The sequence below is a fragment of the Dyella sp. Tek66A03 genome, assembly GCF_052567735.1.
Genome location: NZ_CP199584.1, coordinates 3,101,581 through 3,116,647, shown reverse-complemented (window position 1 = coordinate 3,116,647; position 15,067 = coordinate 3,101,581). Strand labels below are relative to the sequence as shown.

At 64.0% G+C, this 15,067-nt stretch carries 12 protein-coding genes; 8 read left to right on the top strand and 4 right to left on the bottom strand.

Annotated elements, in window-relative coordinates; translation table 11 throughout:
- The first annotated feature begins 4 nt into the window (after positions 1-4).
- The 4 genes from ACT01B_RS13755 to ACT01B_RS13740 all read left to right on the top strand — a co-directional run bounded on the left by ACT01B_RS13755 (position 5) and on the right by ACT01B_RS13740 (position 6,029).
- Entirely contained in the window at positions 5-1,774 is a 1,770-nt protein-coding gene (locus ACT01B_RS13755) for an assimilatory sulfite reductase (NADPH) flavoprotein subunit (protein ID WP_445147486.1), read from the top strand.
- A 1-nt stretch (position 1,775) separates the two neighbouring features.
- Positions 1,776-3,470, top strand: coding sequence for an assimilatory sulfite reductase (NADPH) hemoprotein subunit (cysI, locus tag ACT01B_RS13750; protein ID WP_445143812.1), 1,695 nt, complete (start codon positions 1,776-1,778; stop codon positions 3,468-3,470).
- Positions 3,467-4,189, top strand: a complete 723-nt coding sequence (locus ACT01B_RS13745) for a phosphoadenylyl-sulfate reductase (RefSeq protein ID WP_445143811.1) — start codon at positions 3,467-3,469, stop codon at positions 4,187-4,189. Before cysI ends, ACT01B_RS13745 begins: the two co-directional genes overlap by 4 nt.
- 70 nt (positions 4,190-4,259) lie before the next feature.
- Positions 4,260-6,029 (top strand): bifunctional sulfate adenylyltransferase/adenylylsulfate kinase, encoded by a 1,770-nt coding sequence (locus tag ACT01B_RS13740; RefSeq protein WP_445143810.1) that lies wholly within the window; start codon positions 4,260-4,262, stop codon positions 6,027-6,029.
- A gap of 136 nt (positions 6,030-6,165) precedes the next feature.
- Here ACT01B_RS13740 and ACT01B_RS13735 read toward each other — a convergent pair whose 3' ends face one another.
- A complete protein-coding gene (locus tag ACT01B_RS13735; RefSeq protein WP_445143809.1) occupies positions 6,166-7,185 on the bottom strand; it encodes a LysR substrate-binding domain-containing protein in 1,020 nt (339 codons plus the stop codon).
- Positions 7,186-7,532: 347 nt separating this feature from the next.
- On the opposite strand from ACT01B_RS13735, the gene cysG reads away from it, so the two are divergent.
- On the top strand, positions 7,533-8,969 hold the full coding sequence (gene cysG / locus ACT01B_RS13730; protein WP_445143808.1) for a siroheme synthase CysG: 1,437 nt from the start codon (positions 7,533-7,535) through the stop codon (positions 8,967-8,969).
- Between the two features lie 89 nt (positions 8,970-9,058).
- Positions 9,059-10,000: a cysteine synthase A gene (cysK, locus tag ACT01B_RS13725; protein ID WP_445143807.1), complete on the top strand. Its 942-nt coding sequence runs from the start codon at positions 9,059-9,061 to the stop codon at positions 9,998-10,000.
- 39 nt (positions 10,001-10,039) lie between these two features.
- Here the strand turns inward: cysK and ACT01B_RS13720 are convergent, their stop codons facing one another.
- A complete protein-coding gene (locus tag ACT01B_RS13720; protein ID WP_445143806.1) occupies positions 10,040-10,435 on the bottom strand; it encodes a winged helix-turn-helix transcriptional regulator in 396 nt (131 codons plus the stop codon).
- A gap of 166 nt (positions 10,436-10,601) precedes the next feature.
- On the opposite strand from ACT01B_RS13720, the gene gstA reads away from it, so the two are divergent.
- Complete coding sequence (gstA, locus tag ACT01B_RS13715) at positions 10,602-11,222, top strand: glutathione transferase GstA (RefSeq protein WP_445143805.1); 621 nt, start codon at positions 10,602-10,604, stop codon at positions 11,220-11,222.
- Between the two features lie 104 nt (positions 11,223-11,326).
- On the opposite strand, the gene purB is transcribed toward gstA, so the two are convergent.
- Positions 11,327-12,694: an adenylosuccinate lyase gene (gene purB, locus ACT01B_RS13710; RefSeq protein WP_445143804.1), complete on the bottom strand. Its 1,368-nt coding sequence runs from the start codon at positions 12,692-12,694 to the stop codon at positions 11,327-11,329.
- 136 nt (positions 12,695-12,830) lie between these two features.
- Between purB and ACT01B_RS13705 the strand changes: the two genes are divergently transcribed.
- Positions 12,831-14,219, top strand: a complete 1,389-nt coding sequence (locus tag ACT01B_RS13705) for a class II fumarate hydratase (RefSeq protein ID WP_445143803.1) — start codon at positions 12,831-12,833, stop codon at positions 14,217-14,219.
- Between the two features lie 185 nt (positions 14,220-14,404).
- On the opposite strand, the gene ACT01B_RS13700 is transcribed toward ACT01B_RS13705, so the two are convergent.
- Positions 14,405-14,971: a DUF2884 family protein gene (locus ACT01B_RS13700; protein ID WP_445143802.1), complete on the bottom strand. Its 567-nt coding sequence runs from the start codon at positions 14,969-14,971 to the stop codon at positions 14,405-14,407.
- Between the last annotated feature and the right edge of the window lie 96 nt (positions 14,972-15,067).

Sequence of the window (15,067 nt, the reverse complement as noted above, 5' to 3'; positions counted from 1 at the left end):
ATCCATGGACAGCGCAAGACTGTTGGCGCTGGAGCGACTCGTGGAAGGGCTTAGCCCGGCGGAGCTCTATTGGGTTGCTGCCTGGAGTGCTGCCCGGGCGGAGCAGGTGCTACGCGGCTTGCCGGGCATCCAGGCGCAGCCGGCGAAGGCGCTCAACGATGCGCTGACCATCATCTACGGCAGCCAGACCGGCCAGGCCAAGCGCATCGCCACCCAGCTCGGCGAGCGGGCCGAAGCCGCAGGCCTGCCAGTACGGCTGGTGCGGGCCGATGCCTATTCCCAGCGCGACCTGGCGAAGGAAAAGCACCTCGTCGTCGTGATCAGCACCCAGGGCGATGCCGAGCCGCCGGACGATGCACGGGGCCTGGTCGAATACGTGCTGGGCAAGCGTGCGCCCAAGCTGCCCGGTCTGCGCTACGCCGTGCTGGGTCTGGGCGACTCCAGCTATCCTCAGTTCTGCGCCATTGGTCGCCAGCTCGATGAGCGCCTGGCCGAGCTTGGCGCTTCGCGCTTTGCGCCCTTGGGCGAGGCCGATGTGGATATCGAGGCGGTCGCAGGTCCCTGGGCCGATCATGCGCTCGAGCAGGCAAAGAAGGTCCTGGGAGCCCAGCCGCCGCTGGCGCGCGTGGCGACCCTGCAACCCGTGCCTAGCCGGGCCATTCATTCGCGCGAACGTCCCTTTGCGGCGCCGGTACTCGACAACCAGGCCATCGTCGCGCGTGATGCTGCGCGCGATGTTCGGCACCTCGAATTGTCACTGGAAGGATCCGGCCTCAGCTATCAGCCCGGCGACGCCGTGGGTGTGTGGCCGCAGAATCCACCTGCCCTGGTCCAGCAATGGCTGTCGTTGCTGCAGATGGATGGCGATCAGCTGGCGAACCACGGCGGGCGCAGTCTGCCGTTACGCCAGTGGCTGACGAACGAGCGCGAATTGACGCGACTCAGTCGTCCCCTCATCGCCGCACTGGCCGATGTCAGCGGTGACGAGGGTTTGGCGCAATTGCTGCGGCCGGATCAGTCGCGCGCCTTGTCGACGCTGCTCACCGAGCATCAGCCGATCGACCTGTGGCGGCGTCATCCGGGCGCGTGGTCGGCCGAGGAGCTGGTCGCCGCGCTGCGTCCGTTGACGCCACGGCTGTACTCGATCGCCTCCAGCCAGAAGGTCGTCGGCGACGAAGTTCATCTCACCGTGGCCACGGTTGACTATCTCGCCCACGGTGAGCGGCACTGGGGCGCCGCCTCTTCATTCATCGCCGCCGCCAGCGACGAACGCCGACTGCCCATCTATATCGAAGCGAACGAACGCTTCCGCTTGCCGCAGGATGATACGCGCGACGTGATCATGATCGGCCCCGGCACTGGCGTGGCACCGTTCCGCGCCTTCGTGCAGGAGCGCCGCGAGACGGGCGCGCGGGGACGCAACTGGCTGTTCTTCGGCAATCGTCATTTCACCAGCGAATTCCTCTACCAGCTGGAATGGCAGGCGGCCTTGCGCAATGGTTCGCTGCACCGACTCGATCTGGCGTTTTCGCGCGACGGCGCGTCCAAGATCTACGTGCAGCAGCGCCTGCGCGAGCAGGGGCGCGAGCTGTACGCGTGGCTACAGGGCGGCGCGCACCTTTATGTCTGTGGCGACTCGAATCACATGGCGAAAGATGTGCACGCTGCCTTGATCGACGTGGCGATCGCTCATGGCGGTCAATCGCCGGAACAGGCCAAGGCGTGGCTGGGCGAGCTTTTGCAACAGGGCCGCTATGCCCGGGACGTGTACTGAGATGACGACGCCACCTTCAGACTTCGAACGCATCAAGGCGGCCAGCCGCTTCCTGCGCGGTGGCATTGCGGAAGGCTTGCGTGACTCGATCACCAACGCCATCAGCGATGACGACAACAAATTGCTGAAATTCCACGGCAGCTATTTGCAGGACGATCGCGACCTGCGTGATGAGCGCCGTCGCCAGAAACTGGAGCCGGCGTACTCCTTCATGCTGCGCGCGCGCCTGCCATCCGGCGTGGTGACACCAGCGCAATGGCTGGTCTACGACCAGCTGGCGCGCGACTACGCCAATGGCACGTTGCGCATCACCACGCGCCAGACGTTCCAGTGGCACGGCATCATCAAGCACAACCTCAAGCCGACCATCGCAGCCATCCACGCCGCCCTGGCTACCACCATCGCCGCCTGCGGCGACGTCGTGCGCAACGTGGTGAGTACGCCCAATCCGGTGGAGTCCTCGGCCCACGCGCTCGCCTACGATTGGGCCACGCGCCTTTCCGACGGATTGGCGCCGCGTACGCGGGCCTATCACGAGATCTGGCTGGACGGCGAAGCCTTGGTCGATACGCCGAAGGACGAGGAGCCGCTGTATGGCGCCACCTACCTGCCGCGCAAATTCAAGATCGGGCTGGCCATTCCGCCGCTGAACGATGTCGACGTATTTGCCCAGGACCTGGGGCTCATTGCCATCATCGAAGATGGTCATCTGCTCGGCTTCAATATTGCGGTGGGCGGCGGCATGGGTGCGACGCAGGGTGATGCCAGCACCTACCCGCGCCTGGCCAGCGTGATCGGCTTTGTGGCACCGGAACACCTGTTTGCGGTAGCCGAAACGATAGTGGCGGTGCAGCGCGACTGGGGCAATCGCAGCGAACGCAAGCATGCGCGCCTTAAATACACCCTCGATCATCGCGGGCTGGATGCCTTCAAGGCCGAGGTGGAATCGCGGCTCGGCTTCGCCTTGCAGGCTGAACGCCCTTATCAGTTCGACCATAACGGCGATCGTTACGGCTGGATCGAGGGTAGCGACGGTCGCTGGCACCTGACCTTGCAGATCGAAGCCGGTCGCCTTGCCGACGTGGGTGCACGCCGTTGGCTCAGCGGCCTGCGTGAGATAGCCAAGGTGCACGAAGGCGATTTTCGCCTGACCTGCAACCAGAACGTGATCGTTGCCAATGTGCCTGCCGACCAGCGCGCGCGCATCGACGCCATCGTCGAAGCGCACGGGTTGGACGGCTACCAGCGGCATAGTGGCATTCGCCGACATGCGGTCGCCTGCGTAGCCCTGCCGACGTGCGGACTGGCCATGGCCGAGGCAGAGCGTTACCTGCCGGACTTGCTGCCCAAGCTCGAAGCGCTGCTTGAAGCGCACGGGCTGGCAGAAGCGCCGATCCTGCTGCGACTCTCCGGCTGCCCCAATGGGTGCTCGCGGCCCTATCTGGGCGAGATTGCCCTGGTCGGGCGGGCACCCGGCCGTTACGACCTGCGACTGGGAGCAGACTTCCGCGGCCAGCGCCTCAACCAGCTCTACCGCGAGAACGTGGATGAAGCGGCGATTCTTGAAGCGCTGTCACCTCTGTTCGAACGCTATGCGGCGGAGCGACTGGCGGGCGAACACTTTGGCGACTTCCTGCTCCGCATCAGGGTAATCGACACGCCATCACGGCAGATCCCGCTGGAGGTAGTGGCGTGACGCCGTCGCAACTCGAAGCAGCACAGCATGATCCCAGGGCGCTCGATGCGTTGAACCTATGGCTTGGTACGCTCGGCGCGGAAGCCCGCGTCGAGTGGGCCCTGGAAAACGCGCCGGGTGCGCACGTCCTTTCATCGAGCTTCGGCGCACAAGCCGCCGTGTCGCTGCACCTGCTCACGCATCGCCAACCCAGCTTGCCGGTGGTGCTGATCGATACCGGCTATCTATTCCCGGAAACGTACCGCTTCGTCGATGAGCTGCGTGAGCGGCTTGCACTGAATCTCAAGGTGTACAGCCCGCGGCAGAGTGCTGCCTGGCAGGAGGCGCGCGAAGGCCGGCTGTGGGAGCAGGGCGTCGCGGGTATCGATCGCTACAACCAGTTGCGCAAGGTGGAGCCCATGCAGCGGGCTTTGAACGATCTCGGCGCGGGCTCATGGTTCGCCGGATTGCGGCGCAGCCAGGCGCGCACCCGCGCGGCCATCCACTTTGCCGAACGACGCGATGGGCGCTGGAAATTCCATCCGCTCGCCGACTGGAGCGACCGCGACGTCGGTCAGTACTTGCGCCGGCACGACCTGCCTTATCACCCGCTGTGGGATCAGGGCTACATCTCCATCGGCGACGTGCACACGACGCACCGCTGGGAGCCGGGTATGGATGCCGATGCAACACGCTTCTTTGGCCTCAAGCGCGAATGCGGATTGCATGGTCTCGCCTGACGCGCCTATTTCATTGCATTTCTTCCAGCCCGCCGTGCTGGCCGCTTACCCGATCACATAAGAAACCACGATGAGCCAGAACGCCCTTGCCCAAGCGGATGTTTCGTCCGCCGAACTTCTTGCCGACAATGAGCTGATCGCCCCACATGGCGGTGTGCTGAAAGAGCTGTATCTGCCTGCTGCGGAGGCGGAGCGGCTGAAACAGCGGAGTGCGGGCTTGCCTGGCATCGATCTCGATACGCGACAGTTGTGCGATCTCGAGTTGCTGTTGAGTGGCGCGTTCTCGCCGCTGGAAGGGTTTCTGACGCAACGCGATTACGCGCGGGTGGTCGACGATCTGCGCTTGGCCGATGGCACCTTGTGGCCGATTCCGATCACCCTGGATGTCAGCGAGGAATTCGCCGCCCGGCTGGTGCCGGGCAGCGAAGTGGCGTTGCGCGATTCGCAGGGCGTGCCGCTGGCCGTGCTGGACGTGGAAGACATTTATCGACCTGATCGCGAGCAGGAGGCGCTCAGCGTATTCGGGACGACCGACCACACACACCCTGGTGTCGCCGAATTGCTGGGTCGCTATCGTCCCGTCAATCTTGGTGGCCGTGTGCGCGGCATTCAGTCGCCTGCGCATTACGACTTTGCCGAGCTGCGCGACACCCCGCGTAGCCTGCGCGCATGGTTCGCCCTGAACGGCTGGAGCACGATCGTCGCATTCCAGACGCGCAACCCGATGCACCGCGCGCATCGCGAGCTGACCTTGCGGGCCGCGCAACAGGTCGGCGCGAAACTGCTGCTGCAGCCTTCGGTGGGTCGCACCAAGCCGGGGGACATCGATCACTTCACGCGTGTGCGCTGCTACCAGGCCTTGCTACCCCAGTACCCGACGAACAGCGCGCGGCTTTCCCTGTTGCCGTTGGCCATGCGCATGGGCGGCCCGCGCGAGGCGTTGTGGCACGCCATCATCCGCAAGAACTACGGCGCCAGCCATTTCATCGTAGGGCGCGATCACGCGGGTCCCGGCAAGGATGCCAACGGCAAGCCGTTCTATGGTCCTTTCGATGCACAGCATCTGCTGGAGCGCCACCAGGACGAGCTGGGCATTCGTATCGTGCCGTTTCCGGCCATGGTCTACGTCGCCAATCGCGATACCTACCTGCCGTCGACCGAAGTGCAGTCCGACGATGAAGTGCGCGATATCTCCGGCACCCAGCTACGCCAGCATTTGCAGGAGGGCAGTGAAATCCCCGCGTGGTTCAGTTTTCCCGAGGTCGTGCGGATTCTGCGCGAACGTCATCCGGCGGAGGCTGCACGCGGCTTCGCGCTGTTCTTCACCGGTCTCTCCGGGGCCGGCAAGTCGACGATTGCCCAGGCCGTGGTGGCGCAGTTGCTGGAGCGGACCAGTCGCGCGGTGACCGTGCTCGACGGTGACGAGGTACGCAAGCACTTGTCGAAGGGGCTGGGCTTCTCGCGCGAGGATCGCAGCGCCAACGTGACGCGCATCGGCTACGTCGCAAGCGAGATCGTGCGCCATGGTGGCATCGCCGTGTGCGCGCCGATTGCACCGTACGCGGACTCGCGCGCCCAGGCGCGCACCCTGGTGGAGGAGCATGGCGATTTCATCGAAATCCATGTCGCCACCGCTCTGGAAGTGTGCGAAGCACGCGACCGCAAGGGGCTGTACGCGCAGGCACGTGCCGGCACCATCGCCCAATTCACCGGTATCAGCGATCCCTATGAGGTACCGGAGCAGCCTGAGTTGCGTGTCGATGGCAACGCTGCGGAACCGGTGGTTTTGGCGCGACATATCGTGTCGCTGCTGCAGCAGCGGGGATTGCTGCGGAGCTGAAGTTTACGGCTCCAGCCGCGGACCAAGGACGGTCCAGCAAGCGGTCATCCCACGGCTGCCATCCCCAAGACGGTCACCCCGAAGTCGTCATCCCAGCTTTCGCTGGGATGACGGAGAGGGTTCGTGTGGTTTTTCTTCAACGAGCCTCAACCACCTGCTCAACCACCTTGCCCGGAACACGCCGGTCGCGCCAATGCGGAACGCCCGGCCAGTTTGAGGCGCCAACACCCGCGTTGGCCAAGGCATGGCTCACCGCCCGTCGTTCCAGATGCGGCGCGAAGACACTGATGAAATCCAGTGTGAATTCGCGCAACACACTCTCTTTGCGCAACACGATCCAGGTCATGCAGGGTGCGAACAGGTGATCGGCACTCAGTTGGCGCAGATCCGTATCGTGCTCCGGTTGAAACGCCATCTCGGCCAGCACGCCGATGCCCAGCCCTTCGCGCACATAGGTCTTGATCAGGTCGGCATCGCTGGCCGTCATGGCGATCTGCGGTTGCAGGTTGGCCGCGTGGAATGCCCGGGTCAGCGACGAATCCGGCTTGAGCGACGAGTCGTAGCTGATCAACGGCTGCGTCGCCAGTTCTGCCAAGGTCGGTGGTCGGTTGCGCCGGGCCAGCGGATGGTCGTGCGGCGCGACCACGATGCGATTCCAGCGATACGCGGGCAGGGCGATGCCGCTCGGTGGTGGGGCGCCTGCCGGGGTGCTGACAATGGCCAGGTCGACCAGGCCACCTTCCAGCAAGCCGATGACGTCCGAGTCGCTCACCGGTTGCAGGTGCACGCTCACCTGCGGATAGCTTCGGCTCAACGCTGCCACGGCGCCGGGCAGCGCAAAGCGGGCCTGGGTGTGCGTGGTGGCGATGCGCAAGGTGCCGTGCGATTCGTTGCGCAGGTTGGCGGCGATGGAGCGGATATTGGCCGCCTCGGCCAGGATGGTGCGCGCGCGCTCCAGTACCTGGGTGCCCGCATGGGTGATCGCATGCAGGCTGCGACCCTTGCGGTGAAACAGCTGGAAACCCAGCTCGTCCTCAAGCTGCCGCAGCAGCTTGCTCAAGCCCGGCTGGGTGGCGTGCACCCGCTCGGCCGCGAGCGTGATGTTGAGTCCGGCATCGGCGATGGCTACCAGGTAGCGCAATTGCGTAAGAGTCATGCTGTGGGTTCCGCAGGCGATCGAGAAAGGTTGGGCTCGTGGTCGCGGAGCGGATACATCGCTTGTCCTCGCACGAAGTCCAGCGCTGGCGAGTGCTGGCGGCAGTCTCGGTGTTCAGTGATCTGCGGTGGATATCCATGGCGCTAGGGCGTCGTCAGAGAAGGCTAAGTTAGACGTCTATACATCTGTTGGTGCACTGCGTCAATGGTTTTTGGTGGATGTTTGGCGCACTTATAACCACAGCGCATATAGGCAGCGATACAAATCATTTGTGCGCGCGGCGCCGCCTGCCTAGCGTGGAGCAGACCCATATCGCCGTGCTTTTCCCCGATGGAGCCCTTGGATCGATGAAGCTGTACCCGTTGTTTGCGGATCTCACCGGACGCCCGGTGCTGGTGGTGGGCGGCGGCGTGGTCGGCGAACGCAAGGCCGCTGCGCTCTTGGACGCCGGCGCGCGGGTGACGGTCGGGGCCCCGCATCTCCATCCGACCCTGCAGGCCTGGGTGGAGCAGGGTCGTATCAGTTGGCGCGCCGGAACCTTTGAGGACGCTTGGCTGGATGATGCGTGGCTGGTCGTCGCGGCCACGGCTGATTCCGTCCTGCATAAGCGCATCGCCGCTCTGGCCGAGGCTCGACGTGTTTTCGTCAACGTGGTCGATGATGCGACCTTGTCGAGTTTCCACGTGCCGGCCGTGATCGATCGCGCCCCGGTGACCATCGCCATCTCGAGTGGCGGCCATGCGCCGATGCTGGCGCGCCTGTTGCGCGAACGGCTTGAAGTGCTGATCGATCCGGTGATGGGGCCGCTAGCCTCGCTATTGGCCAATATGCGCTCGCGTATTCGCGCACGCCTGCCCGACCTCACCGCGCGACGCCGGTTCTATGAGCATCTGCTCGGTGGTCCGGTACTGAGCCTATTGCGGCGCCAGCAGCAGGCCTTGGCCGAGGCGGCAGCGGAACGCTTGCTGGAAACCGCCACCGTCAGCCCGACCGGCTCGGTGGTGTTGCTGGGCGCAGGACCAGGCGACCCGGGCCTGCTCACCTTGCGTGGCCTGCGCGCGCTCAACGAGGCAGATGTGATCCTGCACGACCGGCTGGTCAGTGCCGAGGTCTTGGCCCTGGCGCGTCGTGACGCGGAGCGCATCGAGGTGGCGAAACAAGCCGGCAACCACCACACCACCCAGGCTCAGATTCATGCGCTGATGCTGGAACACGCTGCGGCAGGAAGGCGCGTGGTTCGCTTGAAGGGTGGCGATCCTTTCGTATTCGGGCGAGGTGGCGAAGAGCTGGAGTTCCTGCGCGGCCATGGCATTCCGTACGAAGTGGTACCCGGCATTACGGCGGCGCTTGCCTGCGCGGCCTACGCCGGGGTGCCACTGACCCATCGGGATCACGCGCAGTCCGTACGCTTGGTGACGGCGCATTGCCAGGGTTCGGTCAATACCCTGGACTGGCAGGCGCTGGCGCAGGAACGCCAGACCCTGGCCGTCTATATGGGAACCAGCGAATTGCCCGTGCTGCAACAGCAGTTGATGGCCCATGGCCGTGCCGGCAGCACGCCGTTCGCCCTGGTCGAGAACGGCTCGCGACCGGAACAGCGCGTCATCACCGGCACCCTGTCGAGCCTGGCGGAGCGGGCCAGCGCCTATGAGGTCCGCTCGCCCGCCTTGCTGATCATCGGCGAAGTGGCGGCACTGGCGACGTCGCTGGCGTGGTTTGGCCGCGCGCCGCTGGGCGCCAAGCTTCCGCTATCGTCAGTGGCGCCCCAAGCCCTGATTGCTTGACACAAACTTGCCCTGAACTGGCGCACCATCGCGGGCGCTGCCGTACTTATCCGTAACGTCCCTTCCATACCGTGCCACGGAGCGACCTCATGATTTACGAAAGCATTCTTGACACCATCGGCAATACGCCCATCGTGCGTATTCATCGGCTGGGTCCCAAGCACGTGTCGCTGTATGCAAAGGTGGAGGCATTCAACCCGGCCGGTTCGGTGAAGGACCGCCTGGCCTACGCGATCATCATCGACGCGGAGCAGCGCGGCGTGCTCAAACCGGGGCAGACCGTGGTGGAAGCGACGTCAGGTAATACGGGTGTCGCGCTGGCGGCCGTGTGCGCGGCGCGTGGCTATCCATTCGTGGCGGTCATGACTGAAACGTTTTCGATCGAGCGGCGCAAGCTGATCCGCGCCTACGGCGGCAAGGTATTGCTCACGCCGGCCGCCGAACGCGGCAGCGGCATGGTGCGCAAGGCCAAGGAACTGTCGGAGAAACACGGCTGGTTCCTGGCCCGGCAATTCGAGAACGAGGCCAACCCGGCGTATCACCGCAACACCACGGCACCGGAAATCCTGCGCGATTTCGCTGGCCGGCGCCTGGACTACTTCGTGACCGGCTGGGGTACCGGCGGCACGCTTACCGGTGTGGGCGAGGTGCTGAAAGTGGCACGCCCCGAGGTGAAGCTGATCGCCACCGAGCCCGCGGGTGCCGCACTGCTGAGCGGTAACGAGTGGCAGCCGCACAAGATCCAGGGCTGGACCCCGGACTTCGTGCCGGCCGTACTCAATCGTGACGTGATTGATAGCATCGTGCCGGTGGACGATGTGCTGGCGCGCGACACTTCGCGCGATCTCGCCCAGAAGGAAGGCATCTTCGTCGGCATCTCGGCTGGCGCCACCATGGCGGCTGCGCTCAAGGTTGCGCAGGATGCACCGGAAGGCTCGGTGTTGTTGGCCATGTTGCCCGACACGGGTGAGCGCTATTTGTCGACCTTCCTGTTCGAGGGCGTCAACGAAGGGTCGGACGAGGTCGAATAAGCTCCTCGCGCGGGCGCCAGATACGTGGCGCCCGTGTTTCTACGCGGCAGTTCTGCGTGAAGCGTCAGTCACCGGTATTTCGCTTCTCCGTGAGCCCCACTCGAGCAGCAGCTTCTGGCCCACCGAGGCCAGCGCGTTGATCGCCGGCAGCAGTTCGCGACCCAGAGCTGTTAGCGCGTATTCGGCGGAGGGCGGCGAGGTCTCGAGCACGCGACGTACTACCAGTCCTCGCGATTCCAATTCGCGCAGACGCGCGCTCAGTACTCGGGCGGAGATGCGTGGCATGTCATGGCGCAATTCTCCGAAGCGACGCGCCTCACCACTCAACTGCCAGATCACGTTGGGCGCCCAGGCGCCACGTAGCAGGCCCAGTACTTCGCTGAGCGGGCAGGCCGGCGGTGGCGCAACTTTGCTTTTACGTACGGGAAGGCCCATGGCGGCTTGTCCAGGTAGAGGTTGGTAACTGCGTGGTTACCGGATTTTACGGGTTACCACCGGTTAGGTGGTATCCAGGGGTAACCATGCTTGGCTAGCATGGCGGCTCCTTCGCGACGGGATGTCGCGTTGGCGCTTCCCCATAACCAAAGCCTGGAGAAACACCATGAAGCTCTACTATTCGGCCGGCGCCTGTTCATTGTCCCCCCACATCGTTGCGCAGGAAGCAGGCATTACCCTACAACTGGAAAAGGTGGACACTAAGGCCAAGCGCACCGAACACGGTGAGGACTACTGGCAGATCAATCCGAAGGGCTACGTGCCGGCGCTGCTGCTGGACGACGGCGAGCTGCTGACCGAAGGCCCGGCCATCGTGCAGTACCTGGCGGACCTTAAGCCGGAGAGCAAGCTAGCACCGGCGAATGGCTCCACGGCGCGCTATCGCCTCCAGGAGACCTTGGGCTACATCAACTCCGAGCTGCACAAGACCTATTCGCCCTTGTTCAAGCCGGAAACACCCGACGCTGTCCGGCAGGAGCGCAAGGAATACCTGCGCAAGCGCTACGCCTTGCTGGATAAACATCTGGCCAGCCACCTCTGGCTGGTGGGCGATCACTTCACAGGTGCGGATGCTTATCTCTTCACGGTGACGAACTGGGCCAAGCACGTGGACCTGGATCTTTCGGACTACCCTGCGGTGATCGATTTCCAACAACGGGTTGCTTCGCGTCCGGCGGTGCAGGCAGCGCTTGAAGCGGAAGGGTTGATCAAGAAGGCTGCGGCCTGAGGTAAAGCGGGTCGCGCACAGGGTGCGCTCCTACAACAGGAACCTGTCCTTGTAGGAGCGCGCCCTGTGCGCGACCCAAACTAGCGTCATCGTCCGAAGACGGCCTAGATATCCTTCGCCAACGGCTCGGCCAGGCCGATATAACCACCCGGCGTGAGATCCAGCAGCCGCTGCTTCGCATCGGCCGGCAGATCCAGGTCTGTGATGAACGTGCGCATCGAATCCTTGGTGATGCCCTGGCCACGCGTCAGCGCCTTGAGCTGCTCGTACGGCTCCGGCAGACCATAGCGGCGCATCACCGTCTGCACGGCTTCGGCCAGCACTTCCCAGCTCGCGTCGAGATCGGCGGCGAGGCGGTCGGCATTGACGGTGAGCTTGCCCAGGCCCTTCTTCAGTGATTCCAGCGCCACCAGGGTGTGACCGAACGCGGTACCCAGCGCACGCAGCACGGTGGAGTCGGTGAGGTCGCGCTGCCAGCGGCTGATCGGCAGCTTCTCGGCGAAGTGGCCGAGCAGGGCATTGGCGAGGCCGAAGTTGCCTTCGGCGTTTTCGAAATCGATCGGGTTGACCTTGTGCGGCATGGTCGAGGAACCGACTTCGCCAGCCTTCAGCGACTGCTTGAAGTAGCCCAGCGAGATGTAACCCCATACGTCGCGCGCCAGGTCGATCAGGATGATGTTGGCGCGCCGCACGGCATCGCAGTACTCGGCAACGCCGTCATGCGGTTCGATCTGGGTGGTGTAGGCGTTGTAGTCGAGCCCCAGGCTTTCCACGAAGCGCTGCGAGAAACCGCGCCAATCCAGTTCCGGAAAGGTGATGGCATGGGCGTTGTAGTTGCCCACGGCGCCATTGATCTTGCCGGGCACTTCCAGCGCAGCGAGCTGCTTGCGCTGGCGCTCCAGGCGCGCCACGACATTGGCCAGTTCCTTGCCCAGCGTGCTTGGCGAAGCGGTCTGGCCATGCGTGCGCGACAGCATCGGCAATGCGGCATTGGCGTGCGACAGCTCCCGCAGCTTCGCGATGATGCCGTCGAAAGCCGGCAGCAAGACCTGATCGCGCGCGTCGCGCAGCATCAGCGCGTAGGACAGGTTGTTGATGTCCTCGCTGGTGCAGGCGAAGTGCACGAACTCCTTGGCCTGGGCCAGCGACTCATCGTTGCCGATGCGCTCCTTGATGAAGTACTCCACCGCCTTGACGTCGTGGTTGGTGGTCACCTCGATGGTCTTGATGCGGGCACCGTCATCCACACTGAAATCCGCCGCGATCGCCTTGAGCTTGGCGATCTGCGCGGCCGAGAACGCCGGCAGCTCGACAATGCCCTGGTCGGCGGCCAGGGCCAGCAGCCACTCGATCTCCACGTGCACGCGACGGTGCATCAGTCCGAATTCGCTGAAGATCGGGCGCAGCGCTTCGACCTTGCTGGCGTAGCGGCCGTCCAGCGGCGACAGGGCGGTCAGGGCATGGGAGGACATCGGGGGGTGTTCCAAAGGCGGGAAAGCGGCCATTTTACAACAGACTTCCAAAGCCCCGTCTTGACCGCCCTTGGCGGCGCGCTAACGGCGCCGGGCCTATAGTTCCCCCAACTTTCATGCCAGGAATCGCAAGGTTATGAGTCAGTTCCGCATCGAACACGACAGCATGGGCGAGCTCAAGGTGCCAACCAAGGCGCTGTATGGCGCCCAGACCCAGCGTGCCGTGGACAATTTCCCCATCTCCGGGCTGCACCTGCCGCGCAGCTTTATCCGTGCGCTAGGCCTGATCAAGGCCGCGGCGGCAGACGCAAACCTGGCGTTGGGCTATCTGAAGAAGACCCAGGCCACGGCCATACGGCGGGCCTCGTTGGCGGTGGCCGAGGGCGAGTACGACGACCAGTTTCCGATCGACGTTTTCCAGACCGGCTCGGGCACCAGCACCAATATGAATGCCAACGAGGTGATCGCCCATCTCGCCAACAAGGCCGGTGGCAAGATCCATCCGAACGATCACGTCAACTATGGGCAAAGCTCCAACGATGTGATTCCCACCGCGATCCATGTCAGCGCGACACTCACCAGCAGCGAACAATTGCTGCCAGCGCTCAAGCACCTCAAGCGCACGATCGACCGCCGCGCGCGTGAATTGCGCAACGTGCCCAAGACGGGGCGCACGCATCTGATGGATGCGATGCCGGTGACGTTCGGGCAGGAGCTGTCCGGCTGGTCGGCACAGATCGGTACGGCGATCGAACGCATCGAAGACAGCTTGAAGCGCATGCGCCGGCTGCCACTAGGCGGCACCGCCGTCGGCACCGGCATCAATGCCGATGCGAAGTTTGGTGCGGCCGTGGCGCGTGAATTGAAGAAGATCACTGGCGTACGTTTCGAGTCCGCCGACAACTACTTTGAGGGCATGGCGGCGCAGGACGCCGCGGTGGAATTGTCCGGTCAGCTGAAGACGCTGGCGGTGGGTTTGATGAAAATCGCCAACGACCTGCGCTGGATGAATTCCGGCCCGCTCGCCGGCCTGGGTGAAATCGAATTGCCGGCCTTGCAACCGGGCTCGTCGATCATGCCCGGCAAGGTTAATCCGGTGATACCCGAGGCGACCGCGATGGTGGCCGCCCAGGTCATCGGCAATGATGCGGCAATTACCATCGCCGGCCAGTCGGGCAATTTCCAGCTCAACGTGATGTTGCCGCTGGTGGCCTACAACCTGCTGGAGTCGATCGGCATCTTGTCCAATGTCACCGTGCTGCTGGCCGACAAGGCCATTGCCGGCTTCAAGGTCAACACCGCACGAGTGAAGGAAGCCTTGGACAGGAACCCGATCCTGGTCACCGCGCTCAATCCGGTCATCGGTTACGAGAAGGGCGCTGCGACCGCCAAGCAGGCTTACAAGGAAAAGCGCCCCATCCTCGATGTGGCACTGGAAACCACCGGCCTGTCGAAAAGCGAGCTACAGAAACTGCTCGACCCGCTGACGCTCACGCGTGGCGGCATCCACGGTGGCGGTGGTTGATGCACCACGATCTATGGAAAGTCTCAATGACTCGTCATTCCAGCGGCTCTCAACAGCCGAATGGCTGGTCAAGCTGGAATCCGGTGCCTTCAGTGTCGTGCAGAGGCACTGGATGACCAGCTGCGCTGTTGTAGAGCGCCTCCAGTGTTCGCTGGGATGATGAGCTAATCAGACTTTCCGAGCCCTCAGTTAGAACTGTGCTCGCGGCACTTCTCGACATTCGCCTCGCCCAGTGCCGTGGCATAGGGCTTGAACGCATCGAGTTGGGTGGCCAGTTCGTCCTGCGCCTTCTTCATGCTGGCCACGTCGTCGCAAATCTTCGCGGCGGCAACTTTCACGTCTTTCGCCGCCGCTTCGATCTGGTCGTGGGCGGCGGCTTTGTCTTCATCGCTGCCAGTGAGCTTGCTGGCGACCGAGCCCACCGCCTTGGCCGCCGTCGCCGCGCCCGCCTTGCCGGTGGCAATGGCGTCCTCGCGCATGGACTGCGCGGATGCGTTGTAGCGCTGTAGCAAGGCACGCTGCGCGTCGTTCACCGGCACATCGCGGCCATCGATGGTGAGCTTGCCGTTGCCATCGACGACGGCATCCGGTGCGCCGTCCGCGTGGATGGTGACCTGGCCGTCCTGCATGGTGATGCGGTGGTTGATGATGTCGGTGCGGCCGCCGAACACCTGGGTGTCATTGGACGAGTTGCTGCAGGCGGTCACCAGGACGGCCAGCGCCAGCAGCGAGGGGAGATGTCGAGGGTTCACGGTTGGCACTCCTTGGGGGGATCAGTACGGGAGTTCGGCACAAGGCAGGCTTCCATGCTGGCTCGGTGTGACGCTTTGCCTGCTCCGGGGATCATA